Here is a 21,670-nt window from a genome sequence, read left to right as displayed (position 1 = left end):
ACCCATGACGGACCCGGGGACCGATCGCCCAGGATATCGCCGGGTACTGCTGAAACTCGGCGGCGAGATGTTCGGCGGAGGCAAGGTCGGTCTCGACCCGGATGTCGTGCAGACGGTCGCCGAGCAGATCGCCGAGGTGGTCGCCAGCGGTGTCCAGGTGGCCGTGGTGATCGGCGGCGGCAACTTCTTCCGCGGCGCCGAGCTCGAGGAGCGCGGCATGGAACGCGCGCGCTCCGACTATATGGGCATGCTCGGCACCGTGATGAACAGCCTTGCGCTGCAAGACTTCCTGCAACAGCAGGGCGTGGACACGCGGGTGCAGACCGCGATCACCATGGGACAGGTCGCCGAGCCCTACCTTCCGCTGCGCGCCAAACGGCACCTGGAGAAGGGTCGCGTGGTCATCTTCGGAGCCGGCATGGGCATGCCGTACTTCTCCACCGACACCACGGCAGCGCAGCGCGCGCTGGAGATCGGTGCGGACGTGGTTTTGATGGCCAAGGCGGTCGACGGGGTGTTCACCGCCGACCCGCGCGTCGACGAGACCGCGACCATGTACTCCGAGATCACCCACAAAGAGGTCATCGAGCGCGACCTCAAGGTCGCCGACGCGACCGCCTTCAGCTTGTGCATGGACAACCAGATGCCGATTCTGGTGTTCAATTTGTTGACCAAGGGCAATATCGCCCGCGCGGTCGCCGGTGAGAAGATCGGCACACTGGTTCGGTCCTGATACCCGCAGACCGCGGATCATGACATGACGACGCTGTGGAGGAAACGGTCGTGATTGAAGAAGCGCTCTTCGACGCCGAGGAGAAGATGGAGAAGGCCGTCTCGGTGGCGAAGGACGATCTCGGAACCATTCGCACCGGTCGGGCGAACCCGGGCATGTTCTCCCGGGTCGTCGTCGACTACTACGGGTCGCCGACCCCGATCACCCAGATGTCCAGCATCACGGTGCCGGAGCCGCGCATGGTCGTGATCAAGCCGTACGAGGCGGGCCAGCTCGGGGCGATCGAAACAGCGATCCGCAACTCGGATCTCGGCGTCAACCCGACGAACAACGGTGACATCATCCGGATCTCGGTGCCGCAATTGACCGAGGAGCGCCGCCGGGAACTCGCCAAGCAGGCGAGGGGCAAGGGCGAGGACGCCAAGGTCGCCATTCGCAATGTCCGTCGCAAGGCGATGGACGAACTGTCGCGCATCCAGAAGGATGGCGAAGCGGGGGAGGACGAGGTCGGGCGCGCCGAGAAGGAGCTCGACAAGACCACCGCCAAGTATGTCGGCCAGGTCGACGAACTGGTGAAGCACAAGGAAGCCGAACTGCTCGAGGTCTGACGCGGATCGGTCGGCAGGCGGGACGGGCCCGGAGGAGGCCAGGTCAGCGAGTGCCGCCGAAGACAAGCGGAGGGCCCGCCCGGGCGGGGGACGAACGGAACGACGAGTTGAGCGACGGGACAATCGTGGCCGAGAACGCCGCCGCGACCGGTGCGGCAGAGGAGCCGCCGGTGAACGGGACAGCCGATGCGATGCAGGAGCGCGCGCACGATGCTGGTGCGTCCGGTTATGAACCGTTAGGCGGCCCCGCGGTGTCCGGGCCCGACACACCGCCCGCCCACAGCGCTCCCGCGCCGAGTGGTTCGCGCGCGGGACGCAATCTGCCCGCCGCGCTGACCGTCGGCTTCGGACTCGGTCTCTCGCTGATCGCGATCCTGCTGTTCGTGCCGAAGGTCTTCATCGGCGTCGCCGCGGCCGGTGTCGGCGTGGCCACCTGGGAGGTCGCCAAGCGGCTGCGCGAAGCCGACGTGCTCGTCCCGCGCGTCCCGCTGATCGTGGGCGGTCAGGCGGTGTTCTGGCTCGGCTGGCCCTACGGCGCCAGCGGTGTCGCCGGCGCGTTCGCCGCCACCACGCTGATCTGCATGGTGTGGCGGCTGTTCGATCACGGCTTGCGGACCGCGCCGCGAAACTTCTTGCGCGACACCGCTATCACGGTGTTCACGCTGGCCTGGATTCCGCTGCTCGCTTCGTTCGCGACCTTGCTGCTGCTCGAGCCGGACGGCAACCTGCGGGTGCTCACTTTCATGATCCTGGTGGTCTGCTCCGATGTCGGCGGTTACGTGGCGGGCGTGCTGTTCGGCAAGCATCCGATGGTGCCCTCGATCAGCCCGAAGAAGTCGTGGGAGGGTTTCTGCGGCTCGCTGGTGTTCAGCGTGATCGGTGGCCTGCTCACGGTGACGCTGCTGCTGGAGGCCAACTCGATGATCGGCGTCGTGCTCGGCGTCGGCCTGGTGCTGGTGGCCACCTGCGGGGATCTGATCGAATCGCAGATCAAGCGCGAACTGGGGATCAAGGACATGGGCACGCTGCTGCCGGGCCACGGCGGCATCATGGACCGCCTCGACTCCATGCTCCCCTCGGCGTTCGTCTCCTGGCTGGTGCTCTCGACGCTGCTGTGATCCGCGGTGTCAGCCCTTCTTGGCCGCGCGGCGCAGCTGCAGGATGCGAACCCCGCCCACCGACGCCATGACGGCTGCGCCGCCGATCATCGACAGCAGCACGGTGACGCCGAGCGGCAGCGAGAAGTCCCAGAAGAAGAAGTGCACTTGGACCTGTTCGAGGTTCTGCACGATGAAGATCAGCAACAGGATCAGGATCAGGATGCCCGCGACGAGCCCGGTCCAGGCATAGCCGGTGCGCGTGGACAGTGACGTCTTGGTTGCGACGGATTTCGTGGTGGGAGCGACCGGCGGAACGCCCGGCGGCGTCGTGCGTTGACGCTGCGACAGGTCCGGGTCCGGCTCCGCCGGCTGTTCGGGGTGCGTGGACATATCTCGATCATGGCCGACGGCTATCGCGGCCGCAGGTATTTCCCGCGACGAACCGCGCATGTCGGACCGCTCGCACGCGGTCGAGTGCAGGGGTAGTTCCGGCGAATGGGAGAATGGAGCAACTATGACCGTCTCCCTGCCCCTGGTTTTCGATGCTCCGCGCCGTGGCATGCCGCCGCGCCATCTCGCCGATCTCGATGCCGAGGGCAGGCGCGCGGCCGTCGAGGAACTGGGTCTGCCGAAGTTCCGCGCCGATCAGATCGCCCGCCAGTACTACGCGCGCCTGCAGGCCGACCCCGCGCGGATGACGGATCTGCCCGCCACGGTGCGGGAGAAGATCGGCGCGGCGCTGTTCCCGCCGCTGCTGAGCGTCGTCAAGCACGTGGCGTGTGACGAGGGGGAGACCCGCAAGACGCTGTGGCGCGCGGGCGACGGCACGCTGCTGGAAAGCGTGCTGATGCGCTACCCCGACCGCGCGACGCTGTGCATCTCCAGCCAGGCGGGTTGCGGTATGGCGTGCCCGTTCTGCGCTACCGGTCAGGGCGGGCTGAACCGCAACCTGTCCACCGCCGAGATCGTCGACCAGGTGCGCGCCGCGGCCGCCGCGCTGCGGGACGGGGAAGTCGCGGGCGGGCCGGGCCGGCTGTCCAACATCGTCTTCATGGGCATGGGCGAGCCGCTGGCCAACTACAAGCGGGTGGTCGCCGCGGTCCGCCGGATCACCTCCTCCGCGCCGGACGGCCTGGGCATCTCGCAGCGCAACGTCGTGGTCTCGACCGTGGGGCTGGCTCCGGCAATCCGCAAGCTGGCCGAGGAGGGATTGTCGGTCACGCTCGCGGTCTCGCTGCACACGCCCGACGACGAACTGCGCGACACCCTGGTGCCGGTCAACAATCGCTGGCCGGTCGCCGAGGTGCTCGACGCGGCGCGCTACTACGCCGACAAGACCGGTCGCCGCGTCTCGGTCGAGTACGCGCTCATCCGTGACATCAACGACCACCCGTGGCGCGCGGACATGCTGGGCGAGAAGCTGCACAAGGCGCTCGGCTCGCGCGTGCACGTCAACGTCATCCCGCTCAACCCCACCCCGGGCTCCAAGTGGGACGCCAGCCCCAAGCCGGTCGAGCAGGAGTTCGTCCGCCGCGTCAACGCCAAGGGCGTGCCCTGCACGGTTCGCGATACCCGCGGTCAGGAGATCGCCGCCGCGTGCGGACAGCTGGCCGCGGAGAACTGAGAACGCTACCCGCGGTTCTTCGCCGGGCGGTTGCTGGCGGCGCGGCGTTCGGCTTCTTTCGCCTTGATCCGGGCGTTCTCCGCGCGCACCGCGGCGAGGTTCTCCCGTTCGCGGACGAGCCATTCCGGCGGGTCGGCCAGCAGCGTGCTGATCTCGTCGGCGGTCAGGGCGTCGGACACCTCGGCGCGGGCCAAGCCGGCGTTGGAGACACCGAGCTTGCGTGCCACGACGTCGCGGGGAAACGGGCCGGTGCGGCGCAGCTCGGTGAGCCATTCGGGGGGATCGTCGCGCAGCGCGTCGAGCTGGGCGCGGGAGATCGGCGCGTTGCGGAATTCCTCGGGCGCGGCCGGAAGGTAGATGCCGAGCTTGTTCGCCGCGGTCAGCGGCTTCATCATCTGCGGTTTCTTGTCCGGGCTCACCGATACAGCTTACTGGGCGGCGCGGCGGGCCCCGACCGCGCGGTGGCATACGCTTCCACGAATGAGCCGGTTGGAGTCCATCGATCTGGTGCGCCTGCGCTGGTTCGTCGCGGTCGCGCAGGAACTGCATTTCGCGCGCGCGGCGAAAGCGCTGCACATCTCGCGGCAGAAGCTGAGCCACACCGTCATCGACTTGGAGAACGAGCTGGGCACAAAGCTTTTCGTGCCCGGGGCACAGCCGACCCAGCTCACCGACGACGGGCGTGCGCTGCTGGAGCAGGCACGCGAGGTGATCAGCCGGGCGGACTCGGCGGCCGGGGAGCAGCCGGAAGCTCCCGCGGGCCTGCGCGTGGGTTTCGTGCCCGGCGTGACCGTGTCGAAGTGGACCCGGATCTGGGGTGAGCGGTTCCCGCAGACCCCGCTCGAGGTGATCGCGCTGGCGCAGGCGGGCCAAGAAGTGGCGTTGCGCGAGGGAGCTGTCGACATGTGCTTCGTCCGGCTGCCGATCGACCGCGCGGGCATGAGCGCCATTCCGCTCTACCGGGAGGTCCCCGTCGTGGTGGTGCAGAAGGAACACCCGCTGTCGGTATTCGACGAGGTGCGCTTGGCCGACCTGGCCGACGAGCGCCTCCAGGACACCTCGGACCTCGACGCGGTCGCCGGCGCGCTGGAACTCGTCGCGGCGGCCGGGGGCGCGGCGATCGTGCCCCACTCGCTCGCCCGCCTGCACCACCGCCGCGACCTCGTCTACCGGCCGCTGCTCGACGTCCCGGACACGGAGGTCGCGCTGGCCTGGCCGGTCGGCCACACCAGCGACCTGGTCGAGGATTTCATCGGCGTCGTACGCGGACGTTCCGAGCGCAGCTCCCGCGCCCCGGCCCGCGCCGAGGACGACGAGCCGCGAAAGAAGACCGCGGCGAAGAAGGCGAGTGGTCGCCCCGCTCCGGCGAAGAAGAAACCCGCCCGGCGGCGCGGGCGCTAGCCGATCCGGTGGCGGCGCGGATCACGGCCGATCCGCGCCGCCGCGCGTTGGTCAGCCCTTGCAGACCCGGTTCAGTTCGTCGGTCGCCGGGTCCATGCTCGCGACCTTGTCGTCGGTGAGGGCACGGGCGTAGGCGGCGATGGCGTCCTTCTCCGCGCCCTCGGCCTCGATGGCCGAGAGTTCGGCGGCCAGGGACTGCTGCACGGTCGGGTCCAGGTTCCCGCCCGACTTGTCGATAGCGGCGTTGATCGCGTCGATGGCCGCGCCGCACGCCGGGGACTGGGCGTGCGCGGGCGCGGCGGGCAGCAACAGCAGCGAACCGAACGCGCTCGCGGCGAGCAGGGCGGCTGAACAGGTCTTGATCATTGCGTCCTAAGGGTCTTGTGCGAACGGAAACCGAGGTCCGCGACCTGGCTGGGACGCGGACCCGGACGCACACGGTACCGGGCTGCCGCCGCGCGGTACAGGACGAATGAAGTTGTGCGAGAAGACTTTCCGAAAAGGAGACTAGCGCGGCTTGCGCTGCAGCACCGAGTCGCGGATCAGGATGCCCGCGATGAGGGCGGCGAAGCCGACCAGGAAGATGTCCTCGACCTTGCCGCTGTGGTTGCCGATCAGCATGGCCAGCAGGATCAGCGCGACGATCCAGCCCGCGATCCGGAAGGTGCGACGCGACTCGCCGCTCCAACCCCAGGCGGCGGAGGGAACTTCGGCGGGATCCACGCGAGTGACGACGCGCTCGGTGTCGGCGTGTTCGAGTTCCGTGGCGGCCACGATCGCTCCTTAGCTGTTACTTGTACCGCGATTCCGGTACGCACTCGATGAGCTGCTGCCGGATATCGTGACATACGACGGTGTGTCGTTGTAAGTCGGCCCGCGCCCGTCGGACGGGTTGCGCCGGGTAGGACACAATGATGTCGTGTCCGACATCGTGAGAGTCCTGCTGCTGGGCAGCACCGGATCCATAGGCACCCAGGCGCTCGAGGTGATCGCCGCCAATCCCGACCGCTTCGAGGTGGTCGGACTCGCCGCGCGCGGCGGCAACACCGAGCTGCTCGCCGCCCAGATGACCGCCACGGGCACGCGCAATGTCGCCGTCGCCGATCCGGCCGCGGCCCAGCAGTTGGACCTGCCGCTCGGTGGCCCGGGGGCCGTGACCGAGCTGGTGCGCCGCACCGAGGCGGACGTCGTGCTCAACGCTCTGGTGGGTTCGCTGGGACTGGAGCCGACGCTGGCCACCCTCCAGTCGGGCACCCGGCTCGCCCTGGCCAACAAGGAATCGCTGGTCGCTGGTGGTTCCCTGGTCACACGCGCCGCCGCTCCCGGACAGATCGTCCCGGTCGACTCGGAACATTCCGCGCTGGCGCAGTGCCTGCGCGGCGGGCGCGCCGACGAGGTCGACCGGCTGGTGCTGACCGCATCGGGCGGCCCGTTCCGCGGCTGGACCGCCGAGATGCTGGATTCGGTCGAGCCAGCCGAGGCCAAAGCGCATCCCACCTGGTCGATGGGCCTGATGAACACCTTGAACTCGGCTTCGCTGGTGAACAAGGGCCTCGAACTGATCGAGACCCACCTGCTGTTCGGGATTCCCTACGACCGCATCGACGTCACCGTGCATCCGCAGTCGATCGTGCATTCCATGGTCACCTTCACCGACGGTTCCACCCTCGCCCAAGCCAGCCCGCCGGACATGAGACTGCCCATCGCGCTGGCTCTCGGCTGGCCGGACCGGGTGCCCGGCGCCGCCGCTGCCTGCGATTTCGGCACCGCGTCCACCTGGACGTTCGAGCCGGTCGACAACGACGTCTTCCCGGCCGTCGAGCTGGCCCGCGCCGCCGGTCAGGCCGGTGGCAGCGTCACCGCGGTGTACAACGCCGCCAACGAGGTCGCGGTGCAGGCATTCCTCGACGGCGCCATCCGCTTCCCCGAGATCGTGCGGACGGTGGCCGCCGCGGTCGAGGCCGCCGAGCGGTGGCGCGCCGAGCCGGAATCGCTCGACGAGGTGCTCGCCGCGGACCGCTGGGCGCGCGAGTTCGCCGCCGCTCGGGTCCGCGGCTGACTCGGTCTGGGCGGGATCGGACTCGCCAACCCACGGCCTCCTGGCACACTGAACACAGGGCAGACCTATGTCCGGTTAGGGTGAACAGAGTGCTCGCGGCCAGGTGCGGACGCGTGCGTGCGGGATTCAGAGCTGGCGCAAGCGCAGGAGGGCTGTAGAGCAGATGGTGTTCGCGTTGGGATTCGCGCTGTTCGCGCTCGGCATCACGGTGTCGATCGCGCTGCACGAATGTGGGCACATGTGGGCCGCCCAGGCGACCGGAATGAAAGTGCGCCGGTATTTCATCGGCTTCGGACCGAAGATCTTCTCGTTCCGCCGCGGCGAGACCGAGTACGGCCTGAAGGCGCTTCCGCTCGGCGGCTTCTGCGATATCGCGGGCATGACGGCGCTGGACGAACTCCGTCCGGAGGAACTCGACCGCGCCATGTACCGCCAGGCCACCTGGAAGCGTCTGCTCGTCATGTCCGGTGGCATCGCGATGAACTTCGTGCTCGGTTTCATCCTGATCGTGGCGCTGGCCGTCGGCTGGGGCTTGCCCAGTCTGGAGCAACCCGCGCCGACCGCGCTGGGTGCCATGAGCTGTGTCCGAAGCGAGCTTCCCGGCAAAGTTCAGCAGGACTGCGCTGGGCCGGGTCCGGCGCAGCAAGCGGGTCTGCAGCGTGGTGACGTGGTCACCAAGGTCAACGACGTTCCGGTCGAGACGTGGCAGCAATTCGTGGTCGAGACGCAGAAGGCGACGGCAACCATCACCTACACCGTCGAGCGCGACGGGCGCACGCTGGTGATCCCGGTGACGCCGGAGCGCGTGATGCGCTACCCGGACGACGGCGGTCCGGGACGTGAGGTCAGCGCTATCGGGGTCGGCCAGGATTTCTATGAGCCCGAGCAGTACAGCCTCCTGCCTGCGATCCCCGCGTCCGTCGCGTTCACGGGTGATCTCGCGGTGGAGGTCTTCAAGTCCTTGATGCAGATGCCGGCCAAGGTCGTGGACTTGTGGGAGGCCGTCACGGGCGGCGACCGCGACGCGGACACTCCGGTCAGCGTCTACGGAGCCAGCCGTATCGGCGGCGAGAGTGCCGAGGCGGGCCTGTGGCAGGTGTTCGTGATGATGCTCGCCAGCCTGAACTTCTTCCTCGGCGCGTTCAACGTGCTGCCGCTGTTGCCGCTCGACGGCGGCCACATCGCGGTGGTGCTCTACGAGAAGATCCGCAATACCGTGCGTGGCTGGAAGGGCCTGGCTCCCGGTGCGCCGGTGAACTATCTGAAACTACTTCCCGTCACCTACGTGTTCGTGGTGATGGGCGGCGCGTACATGCTGCTCACCCTGGCCGCCGACATCGTCAACCCGATCAAACTGTTCCCCTGAGCCGGGCCGGCGGCCGTGCCGCGCGGTTCGCGACGTAGTCTGGCGTGGTCACCGGGGAAGCCTTGTCGTTGCTGTCACAGGGTGGGCGTCGTGCGCCAAGGCTAGACTCGGCACCGAACCGGCCGGACACGATGAAAGTAGGCAGCCGAAGGTGACCAGCACAATCGGATTGGGGATGCCGACCGCTCCCGCGGCAGTGCTCGCTCCACGGCGTAAGACCCGCCAGTTGATGGTGGGCAATGTCGGGGTGGGCAGTGCTCACCCGATCTCGGTGCAGTCCATGACCACGACCAAGACGCACGACGTGAACGCCACCCTGCAGCAGATCGCGGAGCTGACCGCGTCGGGGTGCGACATCGTGCGGGTGGCCTGCCCGCGTCAAGAGGACGCGGACGCGCTGGCCACGATCGCGCGGAAATCCCAGATTCCGGTGATCGCCGACATCCACTTCCAGCCGCGCTACATCTTCGCCGCGATCGATGCCGGCTGCGCGGCGGTGCGGGTGAACCCGGGCAACATCAAGGAGTTCGACGGCCGGGTCAAGGAGGTCGCCAAGGCCGCGGGCGCCGCGGGAATCCCGATCCGCATCGGCGTGAACGCCGGTTCGCTGGACAAGCGGATGATGGAGAAGTACGGCAAGGCCACGCCGGAAGCGCTGGTGGAGTCGGCGCTGTGGGAGGCGAGCCTGTTCGAGGAGCACGGCTTCGGCGACATCAAGATCTCGGTCAAGCACAACGACCCCGTGATCATGGTGGAGGCCTACCGCCAGCTGGCCGCGCAGTGCGACTATCCGCTGCATCTCGGCGTCACCGAGGCGGGCCCGGCGTTCCAGGGCACGATCAAGTCGGCCGTCGCCTTCGGCGCGCTGCTGTCGGAGGGTATCGGCGACACGATTCGCGTTTCGCTGTCCGCGCCGCCCGCCGAGGAGGTCAAGGTCGGCGGGCAGATCCTGCAATCGCTGAACCTGCGCCCGCGCAAGTTGGAGATCGTGTCGTGCCCCTCCTGCGGGCGCGCGCAGGTGGACGTGTACACGCTGGCCAACGAGGTGAGCGCCGGTCTGGAGGGCATGGCGGTGCCGCTGCGGGTGGCCGTCATGGGCTGCGTGGTGAACGGCCCCGGTGAGGCGCGCGAAGCCGATCTGGGCGTGGCTTCCGGCAACGGCAAGGGCCAGATCTTCGTCAAGGGCGAGGTCATCAAGACCGTCCCGGAGGCGCAGATCGTCGAGACGCTCATCGAAGAGGCGATGCGCATCGCCGAGGAGATGGGTGAGGACGCCGCCGGCGAGCCGGTCGTCACCGTCGGCTGAGCCGCCGCCTACCACGGCTTTCCGCGGAGACGTACCGCATCGCGCCGGTTCGTGGCAGGCTGTGATCGTGCGGAGTCTGCTGGAGCCGGCGCGACGGGCCAAATACGCCCCTGCGCGGCAGCTCGCTAATCGGGACCTAGCCCAGGTGCTACGTGTGCTGGATGCCGATCCGGTGGCCTCGTGTATGGTCGCGGCCCGGTTGCAGGAGTTCGGCCTGGATGCCAGGTGCGGGCAGGGTGAGCTCTGGTCCCGGGGCGGCCCCGCGGAGTCGCTGTGTTTCTCGGGTGCGAACCTCGTGCCGCTGCTCGGCGACCGTGACGCACTGCGCGCGTTCGCCGACCGGGCGATCCGGTGGCCGCGGATCTGCTCCTCGGTGGTCGGCCGCAGGGAATTGGCGTTGCCGCTGTGGGAGATGCTGACCCGGCACTGGGGCCCCGAGCGTGAGCTGCGCGGGGAACAACCGCTACTCGCGCTGGCCCAGCCGCCGCTGGCCACACCCGACCAGGAAGTCCGGCGGGTGCGGCGCGACGAACTCGACCGCTACCTCTCCGCCGCGATCGCCATGTTCATCGAGGAAGTCGGCGTCGACCCGCGCGCGGGTGATGGCGGCCGCGGCTATCGCCGCCGGATCCAGAGCCTGATCGAATCCGGCCGTGCCTGGGCCCGTTTCGAGGACGGGGAAGTGGTGTTCAAGGCCGAGATCGGCTCGCTGTCCCGGCGCACCGGTCAGATCCAAGGGGTCTGGGTGCATCCGGACCATCGGGGGCGGGGGCGCGGCACCGCTGGCACCGCGGCGGTCGCGAACGCCGTGGTCGCCTCCGGCCGCACCGCGAGCCTGTACGTGAACGACTACAACGCGATCGCCCGCCGTGCCTACAGCCGGGTCGGGTTCCGGCAGATCGCCACCTTCGCCACCGTCCTGGTCGACTGAGCGCGCCGGTCGGCACGGCGAATTCCGGAGTGCCGCAGGCGTTTGCCCGTCAGTGACTACTACCATCGGTGCCGATGTCGACTCGGATGATCCTCGCGCTCGCGGCCGCGGCCCTCACCGTGGCCGCGGCTGGTTGTGCGAGCGCGCCGCAGGGACCTGTTCCCGCAGCGGACGCGTTCGTCAAGGCGTTCGCCGAGCACCGGGTGAGCGCCGCCGCGGAGTTCACCAATCTGCCGCAGCGAGCGAGCGGCGCACTGCGTTCCGCATGGGACCAACTCCAGGCCGAGCAACTCACCGCGCGCACCGGTGCGGCGCGCGTCACCGGCGACACCGCGACCGTCGACTACACCTACGAGTGGCGGCTGCCGAAGAACCGGACCTGGAAGTACTCGGGCCAGTTGCAGATGGGCCGCAGTAACGGGCGCTGGATGGTCCGCTGGACCTCCTCGAACATCCATCCGAAACTCGGCGACACCCAGACCATGGCGTTGCGGTCGAATCCGCCGCCGCGATCGCGGGTCAACGAGCAGTCCGGCACCGACGTCATGGTGCCCGGCAAAGTATCCCGGGTCGCCTTCGCCGTGGAGGACGCCGCCGATCCCGCGACGGTCTCCACCGCGCTGGCCGCCGCGCTGCATCGTTTCGACCAGTCGCTGACACCGCAGTCGATTCTCGACGCGGCGAAGGCGGCTCGGGGTACTTACACCGTCGCCCTGCTCAACGAAGTCGAATCCGGCCAGGTGATCACCGATCTCATCGGATTGCCCGGCGTCACGCTCACCCAGCAGTGGGATCTGGTCGCGACGGATCGGGAGTTCGCGCCCGATCTGCTCACCCAGGTGCGCAAGACGGTGATCGCGGAGGTGGACGGCAAAGCGGGCTGGAGCGTGGTCACCATGAACGCCAACGGCGCCGACACGGATGTGCTGATGGAGGTGCCCTCGCAGCCCGCCCCGTCGTTCTCGCTCAGCGTCGACCGCAACGTGCAGATCGCCGCCCAGCGCGCCGTGCGGCCGCGGGCCGAGCAGACCATGATGGTGGTGCTGCGGCCGTCCACCGGCGCGATTCTGGCGGTCGCGCAGAACAAGGCCGCCGATCGGGACGGGCCCCTCGCGACGATCGGTCAGTATCCGCCGGGCTCGGTGTTCAAGACGGTGACCGCCGCTGCCGCCATGTCGAACGGTCTGGCGACACCCGACACGGTGCTGCCGTGCCCGAACCGGATCGTCATCGGTGAGCGGACCATCCCCAACTACAACATGTTCACAGTCGGCAATGTGCCGATGTCCACCGCCTACGAACGGTCCTGCAACACCTCGTTCGCCAAACTCGCCAGTGCGCTGCCCGGTCGCGCCCTGCACGAGACCGCCGCGAAGCTCGGTGTCGGGCCGACCTATTCGGTGGTCGGGCTACCCACCACCTCCGGCTCCGTGCCGCCCACCGAGGACCTGATCCAGCGCACCGAGGACGGCATCGGCCAGGGCAAAGTGGTGGTCAGCCCGTTCGGCATGGCGCTCATGGCGGCGACCATCGCGAACGGTTCGGCGCCCGTGCCCTACCTGATCACGGGACGGCCCACCCGGATCGACGGCGACCGTCCGGCTCTCGCGCCCGACGTCGTCGAAGGACTGCGCGCGATGATGCGCAAGGTAGTCGTCGGCGGCACGGCGGAGCGCATCGCCGATCAGGGCGAGGTGTACGGCAAGACCGGCGAGGCCGAAGCCGACGGTGGGTCGCACTCCTGGTTCGTCGGCTTCCGTGGCGACATCGCCTTCGCCACGCTGCTGGTCAAAGGCGGCAGCTCCGACAATGCCGTCGCGGTGACGCGGGACATGCTCGCGGCCTTGCCCGCCGGTTATTGATTCCTCGTCGCTCCCATACGGGAACGACCCAGACCAGGACCTCATGGTGCCGCGGCGCGGGGAACCGCACCGTGCGAACCAATGTCGACCGAGAGTTCACCACTGTCCTCCTTCGTCGAGCTCGGACCGGAGCCCGCCGCGGGGGCGGGCGCCGATGCGTCCGCGCAGCCCGGACAGTGCTGTTCGCACTGTCCGGGCCGACGACGGTGTGCGTGCCTTTCATTTCCGTTCGGGCGAGGCGATCAGCAGATGCTCCAAACTGGTCGTCCGGTCCGAATATTCGTCGACGCCGATGACCGCGACGAATTCGCGATCCCCGACACGGTGCTGGAGCGAAAGCCACGAGTCGGCCAGAAACCAGCCCGCTCCGGCGGTGCCGCGTGGCCCCAAACCGCCGCAATAGAACCAGTAGCGATCGGGATGCTGATCCGCGTTCGGCCGCACTCGCGCGACGACGCCGATATTGCGGTCGTCGTTCGAGTCGTACCGGCTTCCGTCGATCAGCTCCAAGCGCACCGCTGCCAGGCCGTCCTCCGCGCCGCTGTCATGGATGGTGAACAGCGGGTCGTCGACGATGTGCGCATACAACCGGGTGCAGTTGTTGCCGCTCAGCCCGAAACTGATGTAAGGGCGGTCGTAGTGGGTGACCATGTATCGGTCGCTACGGACCTCGGCTCGAATGCTGGTGTGGCGCTGCAGCAAAGAGAACATGTACAGCAGTCCGCGAAAATCGTTCTCCGCCACTACCGAGGGGATATCGACGGGGCGATCCGGGAAGGCACCCTCTTGCTTCCCGAATATTCGCCGCCGGGAGATCCCCGCCGCCCGCAGTGCGTCCACGGACGACCCGGTCAGCTCGAACGAGGGGTAGACCAGCGTAGTTCCCCTGGTGCTGGTCTCCACCCCCAGGAACGCCTCGAGCCGGACATCGGTGCCGGAAGGCCCCGGTCCGAGTGATTGCGTGCCCGCCGGTGTCGAGTTGGCCATTTGGAACAATCCTTCAACTGTCCAGCCGGGAAACATCTTCTCGAGCACCCGGCAGTGATAGTCGCGTGGAAGCCCGATCATGCGCCCGGACAGCCACTGGTAATACTGCGCTTTCGCCGGCCCATGCCCTGGGGGAATGGGCGGGTCCAGCTGCGCCGCGCATCGGTCGTACGCGACAAGGAAATCCGGATGACTTTTCAGATGCCGCTCCGCTAGCAGCATCTTCAGTACGGTCGCCAACGAAAACCCCCTTACCCCTGCAGCCTCCCTCGACGGTGAAGGAGACTCTGTTGTATTGGCTCGACCGCAACGAGACTGGGCCGCCGGCAATAGCCTGCCGACGGCCCAGCCGCATCAGCCGTCAGATATAGATGAATGGGAGACCATTACTGGTTCCTCCGGAGTTGGTCGCGGTGACTTGCACTGTTCCCGTTCCGGCGGGAGTGACGGCGGTGATCTGTGTTGCGGAATCGACGGTGAACGAAGTTGCCGGTGTGCCGCCGAAGTCGACGGCCGTGGTGCCTGTCAGGTCCGTCCCGGTGAGGACGACTGTCGTGCCACCGGCCGCCGGTCCTACGTTCGGGAGCACGACCGAGAGGGTCGGAACCGCGATGTAGGTGAAGGCGAGGCCGTTGCTGGTTCCGCCGGAGGTGGTGGCGGTGACTTGCACCGTACCGGTCCCGGCGGGCGCTACGGCGGTGATCTGGGTCGGTGAGTCGATCGTGAACGAGGTCGCCGGCGTGCCGCCGAAATCGACCGCGGTCGTGCCGGTCAGATCGGTCCCGGTGAGGACGACGACGGTTCCGCCGGTTGCCAAGCCCACGTTCGGAAGCAGAGTGGTCAGGCCGGGCGTCGCGATGTAGGTGTAGGCGACGCCGTTGCTGGTCCCGCCGGAGGTGGTGGCGGTGATCTGCACTATTCCGGTCCCGGCTGGGGCGACCGCGGTGACCTGGGTGGCGGAGTCGACGGTGAACGAGGTGGCCGGTGTGGCACCGAAGTTCACCGCGGTCGTTCCGGACAGGTTCGTTCCGGTGAGAACGACGGTCGTGCCGCCCGCAGCCGGTCCTACGCTCGGCACGCCCACGGTGAGGGCGGGCACCGGAATGTAGGTGTAGGCGACGCCGTTGCTGGTCCCGCCCGCGGTGGTAGCCGTGACCTGCACGGTTCCGGTCCCGGCGGGGGCGACGGCGGTGATCTGGGTGGCGGAGTCGATGGTGAACGAGGTGGCCGGTGTGGCACCGAAGTTCACCGCGGTCGTTCCGGACAGGTTCGTTCCGGTGAGAACGACGGTCGTGCCGCCCGCTTCCGTGCCCACATTCGGGGCCGCCACGGTGAGCGTGGGAACCGCGACGTAGGTGTAGACGACGCCGTTGGTGGTTCCGCCCGGGGTGGTTGCGGTGATCTGCACGATCCCGGTCCCCGCCGGGGCGACGGCGGTGATCTGCGTGGGCGAGTCCACGGTGAACGAGGTGGCCGGTGTGGCACCGAAGTTCACCGCGGTCGTTCCGGACAGGTTCGTCCCGGTGAGGACGACGGTCGTGCCGCCGGAGACCGATCCCAGGCTCGGAACCGAAGCGGTGAGCGTGGGCAGCGCGACGTAGGTGTAGGCGACGCCGTTGCTGACACCACCCGCGGTGGTTGCCGTGACCTGCACAGTTCCGGTCCCCGCCGGGGCGACGGCCGTGATCTGCGTGTCGGAGTCGACGATGAACGAGGTGGCCGGTGTGGCACCGAAGTTCACCGCGGAGGTGGTGGACAGCCCCGTACCGGTGACGACGACGATCGTCCCGCCGGTGACCGGTCCTACGTTCGGTACCACTGTGGTCAAAGCGGGTATCGGGATGTAGGTGTAGGCGACACCATTGCTGGTCCCGCCGGGCGTGACGGCGGTGACTTGCACCGTCCCGGTTCCGGCCGGGGCGACAGCGGTGATCTGGGTGGCGGAGTCCACGGTGAACGAGGTGGCCGGTGTGGCGCCGAAGTTCACCGCGGTGGTGCCGGTCAGTCCTGTTCCGGTGAGAACGACTGTCGTGCCGCCCGATACGGAGCCCACATTGGGGACCGTCGTGGTCAGGGTGGGCACCGGGATATAGGTGTAGGCGACGCCGCTACTGGTTCCGCCCGGGGTGGTGACGGTCAGTTGCACGGTTCCGGTCCCGGCGGGAGCGATGGCCGTGATCTGGGTGGCGGAGTCCACGCTGAACGAGGTCGCCGGTGTGGCGCCGAAGTTCACCGCCGTCGCTCCCGTGAATCCCGTTCCGGTGATGACCACCGTCGTACCGCCGGTCGCCGGACCCACATTCGGCACCACCACGGTCACGGCGGGGACGGGGATGTAGGTGTAGGCGACGCCGCTACTGGTTCCGCCCGGGGTGGTGACGGTCAGTTGCACGGTTCCGGTCCCGGCGGGAGCGGTGGCCGTGATCTGGGTGTCGGAGTTGACGGTGAACGAGGTCGCCGGTGTGGCGCCGAAATTGACCGCAGTGGTTCCGGTCAGTCCGGTGCCGGTGATGACGACCGTCGTCCCGCCTGCTTCCACGCCCGCGTTCGGCACCACTGCGGTGACAGTGGGCAGTGCGACGTAGGTGTAGGCGACGGCGTTGGTGGTTCCACCAGCGGTGGTGACGGTCACTCCCACGGTCCCGGTTCCCGCAGGGGCGACCGCGGTGATCTGGGTGTCGGAGTTGACGACGAACGAGGTCGCCGGTGTGGCGCCGAAGTTGACCGCGGTTGCTCCGGTCAGTCCGGTGCCGGTGATGACGACCGTGGTCCCACCCGAGACCGGTCCTACGCTCGGAACCACTGTAGTGAGGGCGGGCACCGCGACGTAGGTGTAGGCAGCGGCGTTACTCGTTCCACCAGCGGTGGTGACGGTCACTCCCACGGTCCCGGTTCCCGCAGGGGCGACCGCGGTGATCTGGGTGTCGGAGTTGACGACGAACGAGGCGGCCGGTGTGGCGCCGAAGTTGACCGCGGTTGCTCCGGTCAGTCCGGTGCCGGTGATGACGACCGTCGTCCCGCCGGTGACCGGTCCTACGTTCGGCACCAGCGTGGTGATGGCGGGCACTGGAATGTAGGTGTAGGCGAGGCCGTTGCTGGTTCCGCCGGGTGTCGCGACGGTGACCTGCACCGTCCCGGTCCCGGCCGGGGCGACCGCCGTGATCTGGGTAGCCGAGTTGACGGTGAACGAGCTCGCCGGTGTGGCACCGAAGTTGACCGCCGTCGCTCCCGTCAGATTCGTTCCCGTGATGACGACCGTCGTCCCGCCGCTGACCGGACCGGCATTCGGCACCAGCGTGGTGATGGCGGGCACCGCCACGTAGGTGAAGGGAAGGCCGTTGGTGGTTCCGCCCGCGGTGGTGACGGTGACCTGCGCGGTCCCCGTTCCGGCCGGCGCGACGGCGGTGATCTGGGTGTCGGAGTTCACGACGAACGAGGTGGCCGGTGTGCCACCGAAGTTCACCGCGCTAGCGGTCGACAGGCCCGTGCCGGTGATGATGACCGTGGTTCCGCCGGTGGTCGGGCCGGTGGTGGGCGCGAGGCTGGTCAGCGCGGGGACACCGGCGTAGGTGTAGGTGACGCCGTTGCTGGTCCCACCCGAGCCGGTGACCGTGACCTGCACACTTCCCGTGCCGGGAGGCGCGACGGCGGTGATCTGGGTGGGCGAATTCACCGTGAAGATGGTTGCGGTGTTGCCGAACCGGACGGTCAGCGGGCCGGTGAACCCGGTGCCGGTGATCGTGACGGTGTTACCGCCCGAGGCGGGCCCGGCCGTCGGCGAAATGGCGGTGATCGTCGGGACGACCACGTAGATGAACGGCACCGCACCGCTGGTGCCACCCGGACCGGTGACCGTGACCGGCACGATCCCGGTTCCGGCGGGCGTGACAGCCGTGATCTGCGTGTCGGAGTTGACGGTGAACGACGTCGCCGGTGTGCTGCCGAAATTGACCGCGGTGGCTCCCGTGAAGCCCGATCCGGTGAGCGTGACCGTCGTCCCGCCTCCGGTGGACCCTTGGTTGGGGTTGATGCTGTTCAACGCGGGAACCGGGACATAGGTATAGGGAAGGCCGTTGCTGGTTCCCCCCGGGTCGGTAACGGTCACCTGCACCGTACCGACCGAACCGGCAGGCGCGATGGCGGTGATCTGGGTGGGCGAGTCGATCGTGAAAGTGGTCGCCGTACCACCGAACCGAACGGTCGTCGGACCGCCGAATCCGGTTCCGGTGATCACGACACTGGTTCCGCCCGTTACGGGCCCTGATGTCGGGGAGAGGGAAGTGATGGTAGGCATGGCGCTGCCTCCTTTTGCCGTGGTGATGATTCCTCTGCACCGGGGGGCGCCCGCCGCTCTTCAACGGCCCGGCTATCTCCATTAACGCCTCTGACTCGGTGCCTGGCAACGTGTCTGGCGATCCGTTTTGGTCCGTTTTCGGATCGGTAGCGGTGCGGCAGGTTGCGGCACGAACGTCCTGGCAGGCGTTGTGGCAGCAGTGATTTCGACAGTGCTGCGGCGCTGCCGGTGGGCACACCGGTACCGCGCAGCCCGCCGAGAGCTGCGGTCTCGGCGAACGATTGGCGACCATCCGGAATGTTCGTCAACTTCCGACGCCGGAGGTCCCTTTCAGCGTCACAGGAACAGCTCGGGCGGGTCGTCGAATTCGATGCCCGCCTGCCGTGCCCGAGTCACCATCTTCCGATCCCACTCGCGGTGCACCCGCAGTGCCATCCGGAACGCCCCCATCTGCTCGGACATCTGCTGGGTCTGCGAAATGGCAAGGTCGCTCAGTACCTTCGCGGCGTCGGCCTTCGTCTTGGTCATGGTGGCGTCGACGTCGCCGCGCTTGAACCACGCCGTCACGGCCGCCGAGAGCACCGATGAACTGGCGATGAGCAGGAGCGCCGCGAAGATCGGCGACTGCTGGACGATGTTCATGACGCCTCCCGAATCTTCACCCCGTGCAACGTCCGGACGTCCTGCAGCACCTGTCGGCGCTTCCACAGGAACGCGACGCCCAGCGCGATCGGCAGCGGACCCCCGAGAACCGTGGCAGGCCCGAGGGTTCCGTGCTGGATCTGCAGCAGCATCAGCTGCGCTCCGAAGGCCACCAACGACCAGCCGAGTGCCCCGAGACCGACTTGCTCGACCAGATAGCCCCAGACACGCCGGGCGAACAGGCCGACCAGCGTCGCGGTGCAGCCGACCAGCATGAGGACCAGCCACAAGGTGCGGAATCCCGAGGGCATGGCCGCGGTGGCCGAGCCCTGCGGCGGGCCGTAGACGCACTGCAACAGCATCGAGACGCCGAAGACGGCGCACAGCACCACCTCGAAGGGGTCGTGCCGGGTCGTGCCTTTCGGGGTCCTCATGCGGGTTCACCGCTGTCCGGTGGCGCCGGGCTCACCCGGTGGCGGGCCGACTCGACCGCCGGGAGGCCCAGCGCCGCCGCCACTATGGCGAGGACGAAACCGGAGAGGTCGGAGGAGAGGACGCCCTTGGTGACGCCGTACCCGATCAGCGCTACCAGCAGTGGGTAGAGCAAGGCGCGGACGGGCTCACTGCGCAGGATGGTGATCAACTTGTTCATCGGTTTTCCCTTTCTCAGTTGTGCGAATCGTGCAGGGGTTCATCGATTCCGTCGGCGGTCACCGTGGCCAGGGTCTGGCGCGGCGTCCAGTAGACGAGACCGTTCTCGAAGGTCTGGTAGGTACCGGTGTCCCAGGCGATCTCGTCGGAGGTCGGCCAGCCGAGCCGGCCGTTCTCGGAGCCGCTGCGGTGCCAGCGGGCGCGGATCGCGCCGTGCACCCAGTAGGTCTTCGTGCCGTCACGCCGGTACAGCGCGCCGCCTTGAAAGCCCTGGACCTCGCCCCACTCGAAGCCGTCGGGTCCGGTCAGCACGGTGCAGTCGGTGACCGGATATCCGAGTGGGCCCACTTCCCAGCCCAACTCGCCGAACCTCGACCACAGTGTGTGGGGGATCGGATGCGCGCCGGTCGCGGGATGCCAGTAGATATAGCCGTGCGTGAACTGGGCGTATCGGCCCACTCGGTCCGCGGTCACGGAGCTGCCGCTGATCCGCTCACCGAGCCAGGGATTCACGGCGTAGGTATCGTCGATCGCGCTCGGCGGTGGTCCGGTAGGTGCGCCGGAGGCGTATTCCTCGACGTAGCCCATGAACCGGGCCCACGGGAAGTTGAAGCCGACGTCGGTATGGGTGCCGATGCCGAGGCAGTCGGTGACGTAATTGTGGTCGCTCAAGCCCTCGCGCTGCTCATAGGGCGGCGCGATGACGTCGGTGGCGAAGCCGTGTCGCCGCGCGTCCTGTACGGCCAGCCATGCGGCGATCCGGATGTCCCCGTCGATCTGTGCCCAGTCGTCGGGGCCCCAGCCGGCCCGGCTTCCGGCGAAGCACAGGTTGATCGTGTACGGATTCGCGTCCAGCACCGACCAACTCGCGAGGTCGGTGTCGACGACGTCGCACACGACGCCGTCGCGCACCGTGTAGTGGTAACTGACCCCGTGGCCGGGATCGTTGAGGTAGCTCGCCAGGCTCTCGGCCGTGCCGTCGCCCTCCTGCGTGTGCAGCAGGAAGTTGGTGATCCGCGCGCCGTGGCGCGAGGACCCGGAGGCGCCCATGCGAGCGAGTTCGGTGTATTCCGGTGGCATCATCGTCGTGCCTCCCGATGAATCGGATTGCGGTGCGGCGACCATCGATCGCCGAGGATGGGCGAATCGGGTCGCGGGGGATCCGGACTGCACCCCTCGATAGGCAGCCGGGCCCCGCGACTCGGATTGCGCCGGGACGTCGGGTTCGCTGACGAACTAGTCGAACCCGTATGCGAAGGAGGACGGTTCGTGGTGTCTCGCACCCGCGGGTACCGCAGCGGTGTCCTCGACCGGGATGCCGGTCACGCTGACACGGGGACGCCACCAGTCATGCCCCGAGGAAGGGGAGAGGAAAGTAGGCATATCGCTGCCTCCCTGTTTGCTGGATCCTCGATACCGGGGGGCGCCCGACTCTGTCTGTGGCCCGGTAATATCCATTAATGCCCCAGGAACAGCGCTTCGGCAACGCGTCCCGCCATCCGTTTTTGTCCGTTTTCCGGATCGTTGCCAGGTGTTGACCGGTGCACGCCGCCGCGGCGGATCGCACCCGTCCGGCGTTGCCGTACGGCGCTTCTCGCGAGCGTGGTGCGGCAGCCCGCCCACCGCTGATTCCGGCTACGGAGACCACTGAACCGAACCCGAACGGGCACAGCGTCTGTCGCTGTTCTGCGTTGTCCGTCTGCCCCTCGGCGGCTTCGATCAGGATCGGGTGCCCTATCCGGTGCTCGGACCACGGATGCCCCGCAATGCGATCGGGCCGCCGCCGGATACCGGCGACGGCCCATGATGCGGCCTCGATCAGAGGTAGGTGTGCCCTCGTTGCTGGTTCCGCCGGAGGCGGTGACGACCTGCGTGACTCCCGGCCGGGGCGACGGCGGTCATCTACGCAGTGGAGTCGATCGTCAAAGTCGTTGCGATGGCTTCGAAGCTCACGGTCGCAGGTCGGTGAACCCGGTTGCCGGTGATCGTGCCGCGGATTCCACCCGGGGTGGGGACCGAGATCGGGGGAAGGCTCACTGCGGCGGCGGCTGGTAGTGGCCCGGGAATGCGGCGGGCGGTTGGCCCATCGGGGGATGGGGCCACGGG

Annotated in this window: 20 protein-coding genes; 10 read left to right on the top strand and 10 right to left on the bottom strand. The window is 68.2% G+C overall.

Annotated features, from left to right (window positions below; all coding sequences use genetic code 11):
- Window positions 1–4 precede the first annotated feature (4 nt).
- From pyrH to HOV91_RS03015, 3 genes are all read left to right on the top strand, one after another.
- The gene (gene pyrH, locus HOV91_RS03025; RefSeq protein WP_174183891.1) at window positions 5–733 is read left to right on the top strand and encodes a UMP kinase; all 729 of its coding nucleotides are present in this window, start codon (window positions 5–7) and stop codon (window positions 731–733) included.
- Between the two features lie 50 nt (window positions 734–783).
- A complete protein-coding gene (gene frr, locus HOV91_RS03020) occupies window positions 784–1,341 on the top strand; it encodes a ribosome recycling factor (protein WP_040868343.1) in 558 nt (185 codons plus the stop codon).
- Between the two features lie 191 nt (window positions 1,342–1,532).
- Window positions 1,533–2,459 carry a phosphatidate cytidylyltransferase gene (locus tag HOV91_RS03015; protein WP_438822624.1) on the top strand — a complete coding sequence of 309 codons (927 nt, stop codon included), beginning with the start codon at window positions 1,533–1,535 and terminating at the stop codon, window positions 2,457–2,459.
- A 9-nt stretch (window positions 2,460–2,468) separates the two neighbouring features.
- Here the strand turns inward: HOV91_RS03015 and HOV91_RS03010 are convergent, their stop codons facing one another.
- Entirely contained in the window at window positions 2,469–2,831 is a 363-nt protein-coding gene (locus HOV91_RS03010) for a LapA family protein (RefSeq protein ID WP_174183890.1), read from the bottom strand.
- A gap of 124 nt (window positions 2,832–2,955) precedes the next feature.
- On the opposite strand from HOV91_RS03010, the gene rlmN reads away from it, so the two are divergent.
- Window positions 2,956–4,065, top strand: a complete 1,110-nt coding sequence (gene rlmN / locus HOV91_RS03005) for a dual-specificity RNA methyltransferase RlmN (RefSeq protein ID WP_217439357.1) — start codon at window positions 2,956–2,958, stop codon at window positions 4,063–4,065.
- A gap of 5 nt (window positions 4,066–4,070) precedes the next feature.
- Here the strand turns inward: rlmN and HOV91_RS03000 are convergent, their stop codons facing one another.
- Window positions 4,071–4,484, bottom strand: a complete 414-nt coding sequence (locus HOV91_RS03000; protein ID WP_174183888.1) for a DUF5997 family protein — start codon at window positions 4,482–4,484, stop codon at window positions 4,071–4,073.
- A 61-nt stretch (window positions 4,485–4,545) separates the two neighbouring features.
- On the opposite strand from HOV91_RS03000, the gene HOV91_RS02995 reads away from it, so the two are divergent.
- Entirely contained in the window at window positions 4,546–5,466 is a 921-nt protein-coding gene (locus HOV91_RS02995; RefSeq protein WP_174183887.1) for a LysR family transcriptional regulator, read from the top strand.
- Between the two features lie 51 nt (window positions 5,467–5,517).
- On the opposite strand, the gene HOV91_RS02990 is transcribed toward HOV91_RS02995, so the two are convergent.
- Window positions 5,518–5,832, bottom strand: a complete 315-nt coding sequence (locus HOV91_RS02990; protein WP_174183886.1) for a hypothetical protein — start codon at window positions 5,830–5,832, stop codon at window positions 5,518–5,520.
- A gap of 141 nt (window positions 5,833–5,973) precedes the next feature.
- Window positions 5,974–6,240, bottom strand: coding sequence for a DUF2631 domain-containing protein (locus HOV91_RS02985; protein ID WP_043728783.1), 267 nt, complete (start codon window positions 6,238–6,240; stop codon window positions 5,974–5,976).
- Window positions 6,241–6,385: 145 nt separating this feature from the next.
- Here HOV91_RS02985 and dxr point away from each other — a divergent pair, with 145 nt between their 5' ends.
- From dxr to HOV91_RS02960, 5 genes are all read left to right on the top strand, one after another.
- A complete protein-coding gene (gene dxr, locus HOV91_RS02980) occupies window positions 6,386–7,525 on the top strand; it encodes a 1-deoxy-D-xylulose-5-phosphate reductoisomerase (protein ID WP_174183885.1) in 1,140 nt (379 codons plus the stop codon).
- 163 nt (window positions 7,526–7,688) lie between these two features.
- A complete protein-coding gene (locus HOV91_RS02975) occupies window positions 7,689–8,891 on the top strand; it encodes a M50 family metallopeptidase (protein WP_174183884.1) in 1,203 nt (400 codons plus the stop codon).
- Window positions 8,892–9,042: 151 nt separating this feature from the next.
- Window positions 9,043–10,197, top strand: a complete 1,155-nt coding sequence (ispG, locus tag HOV91_RS02970) for a flavodoxin-dependent (E)-4-hydroxy-3-methylbut-2-enyl-diphosphate synthase (protein WP_174183883.1) — start codon at window positions 9,043–9,045, stop codon at window positions 10,195–10,197.
- 67 nt (window positions 10,198–10,264) lie between these two features.
- Complete coding sequence (locus HOV91_RS02965; RefSeq protein ID WP_174183882.1) at window positions 10,265–11,128, top strand: GNAT family N-acetyltransferase; 864 nt, start codon at window positions 10,265–10,267, stop codon at window positions 11,126–11,128.
- A 74-nt stretch (window positions 11,129–11,202) separates the two neighbouring features.
- A complete protein-coding gene (locus HOV91_RS02960; RefSeq protein ID WP_174183881.1) occupies window positions 11,203–12,990 on the top strand; it encodes a penicillin-binding transpeptidase domain-containing protein in 1,788 nt (595 codons plus the stop codon).
- 219 nt (window positions 12,991–13,209) lie between these two features.
- On the opposite strand, the gene HOV91_RS02955 is transcribed toward HOV91_RS02960, so the two are convergent.
- From HOV91_RS02955 to HOV91_RS02930, 6 genes are all read right to left on the bottom strand, one after another.
- The gene (locus HOV91_RS02955) at window positions 13,210–14,217 is read right to left on the bottom strand and encodes a hypothetical protein (protein WP_174183880.1); all 1,008 of its coding nucleotides are present in this window, start codon (window positions 14,215–14,217) and stop codon (window positions 13,210–13,212) included.
- 121 nt (window positions 14,218–14,338) lie between these two features.
- The gene (locus HOV91_RS02950; RefSeq protein ID WP_174183879.1) at window positions 14,339–18,271 is read right to left on the bottom strand and encodes a beta strand repeat-containing protein; all 3,933 of its coding nucleotides are present in this window, start codon (window positions 18,269–18,271) and stop codon (window positions 14,339–14,341) included.
- Between the two features lie 336 nt (window positions 18,272–18,607).
- Window positions 18,608–18,913 (bottom strand): hypothetical protein, encoded by a 306-nt coding sequence (locus HOV91_RS02945; protein ID WP_174183878.1) that lies wholly within the window; start codon window positions 18,911–18,913, stop codon window positions 18,608–18,610.
- Window positions 18,910–19,347 carry a hypothetical protein gene (locus HOV91_RS02940; protein ID WP_174183877.1) on the bottom strand — a complete coding sequence of 146 codons (438 nt, stop codon included), beginning with the start codon at window positions 19,345–19,347 and terminating at the stop codon, window positions 18,910–18,912. Before HOV91_RS02940 ends, HOV91_RS02945 begins: the two co-directional genes overlap by 4 nt.
- Window positions 19,344–19,565 carry a hypothetical protein gene (locus HOV91_RS02935; RefSeq protein WP_174183876.1) on the bottom strand — a complete coding sequence of 74 codons (222 nt, stop codon included), beginning with the start codon at window positions 19,563–19,565 and terminating at the stop codon, window positions 19,344–19,346. Before HOV91_RS02935 ends, HOV91_RS02940 begins: the two co-directional genes overlap by 4 nt.
- Window positions 19,566–19,579: 14 nt before the next feature.
- Window positions 19,580–20,647: an N-acetylmuramoyl-L-alanine amidase gene (locus HOV91_RS02930; protein WP_174183875.1), complete on the bottom strand. Its 1,068-nt coding sequence runs from the start codon at window positions 20,645–20,647 to the stop codon at window positions 19,580–19,582.
- Window positions 20,648–21,670 lie beyond the last annotated feature (1,023 nt).

The sequence above is a fragment of the Nocardia barduliensis genome, assembly GCF_013315795.1.
Taxonomy (GTDB): Bacteria; Actinomycetota; Actinomycetes; order Mycobacteriales; family Mycobacteriaceae; genus Nocardia; species Nocardia barduliensis.
The sequence above is the reverse complement of the archived record's forward strand: the minus strand, read 5'-3'. Positions and strand labels throughout refer to the sequence as shown.

Coding starts and splice junctions, on each gene's coding strand:
- HOV91_RS02935 (WP_174183876.1), bottom strand. CDS start 19,565: ATGAACAAGTTGATCACCATCCTGCGCAGTGAGCCCGTCCGCGCCTTG.
- rlmN (WP_217439357.1), top strand. CDS start 2,956: ATGACCGTCTCCCTGCCCCTGGTTTTCGATGCTCCGCGCCGTGGCATG.
- HOV91_RS02990 (WP_174183886.1), bottom strand. CDS start 5,832: ATGATCAAGACCTGTTCAGCCGCCCTGCTCGCCGCGAGCGCGTTCGGT.
- pyrH (WP_174183891.1), top strand. CDS start 5: ATGACGGACCCGGGGACCGATCGCCCAGGATATCGCCGGGTACTGCTG.
- HOV91_RS02995 (WP_174183887.1), top strand. CDS start 4,546: ATGAGCCGGTTGGAGTCCATCGATCTGGTGCGCCTGCGCTGGTTCGTC.
- HOV91_RS02960 (WP_174183881.1), top strand. CDS start 11,203: ATGTCGACTCGGATGATCCTCGCGCTCGCGGCCGCGGCCCTCACCGTG.
- HOV91_RS02975 (WP_174183884.1), top strand. CDS start 7,689: ATGGTGTTCGCGTTGGGATTCGCGCTGTTCGCGCTCGGCATCACGGTG.
- HOV91_RS02930 (WP_174183875.1), bottom strand. CDS start 20,647: ATGATGCCACCGGAATACACCGAACTCGCTCGCATGGGCGCCTCCGGG.
- HOV91_RS02940 (WP_174183877.1), bottom strand. CDS start 19,347: ATGAGGACCCCGAAAGGCACGACCCGGCACGACCCCTTCGAGGTGGTG.
- HOV91_RS02950 (WP_174183879.1), bottom strand. CDS start 18,271: ATGCCTACCATCACTTCCCTCTCCCCGACATCAGGGCCCGTAACGGGC.
- HOV91_RS03010 (WP_174183890.1), bottom strand. CDS start 2,831: ATGTCCACGCACCCCGAACAGCCGGCGGAGCCGGACCCGGACCTGTCG.
- HOV91_RS02945 (WP_174183878.1), bottom strand. CDS start 18,913: ATGAACATCGTCCAGCAGTCGCCGATCTTCGCGGCGCTCCTGCTCATC.
- HOV91_RS03015 (WP_438822624.1), top strand. CDS start 1,533: ATGCAGGAGCGCGCGCACGATGCTGGTGCGTCCGGTTATGAACCGTTA.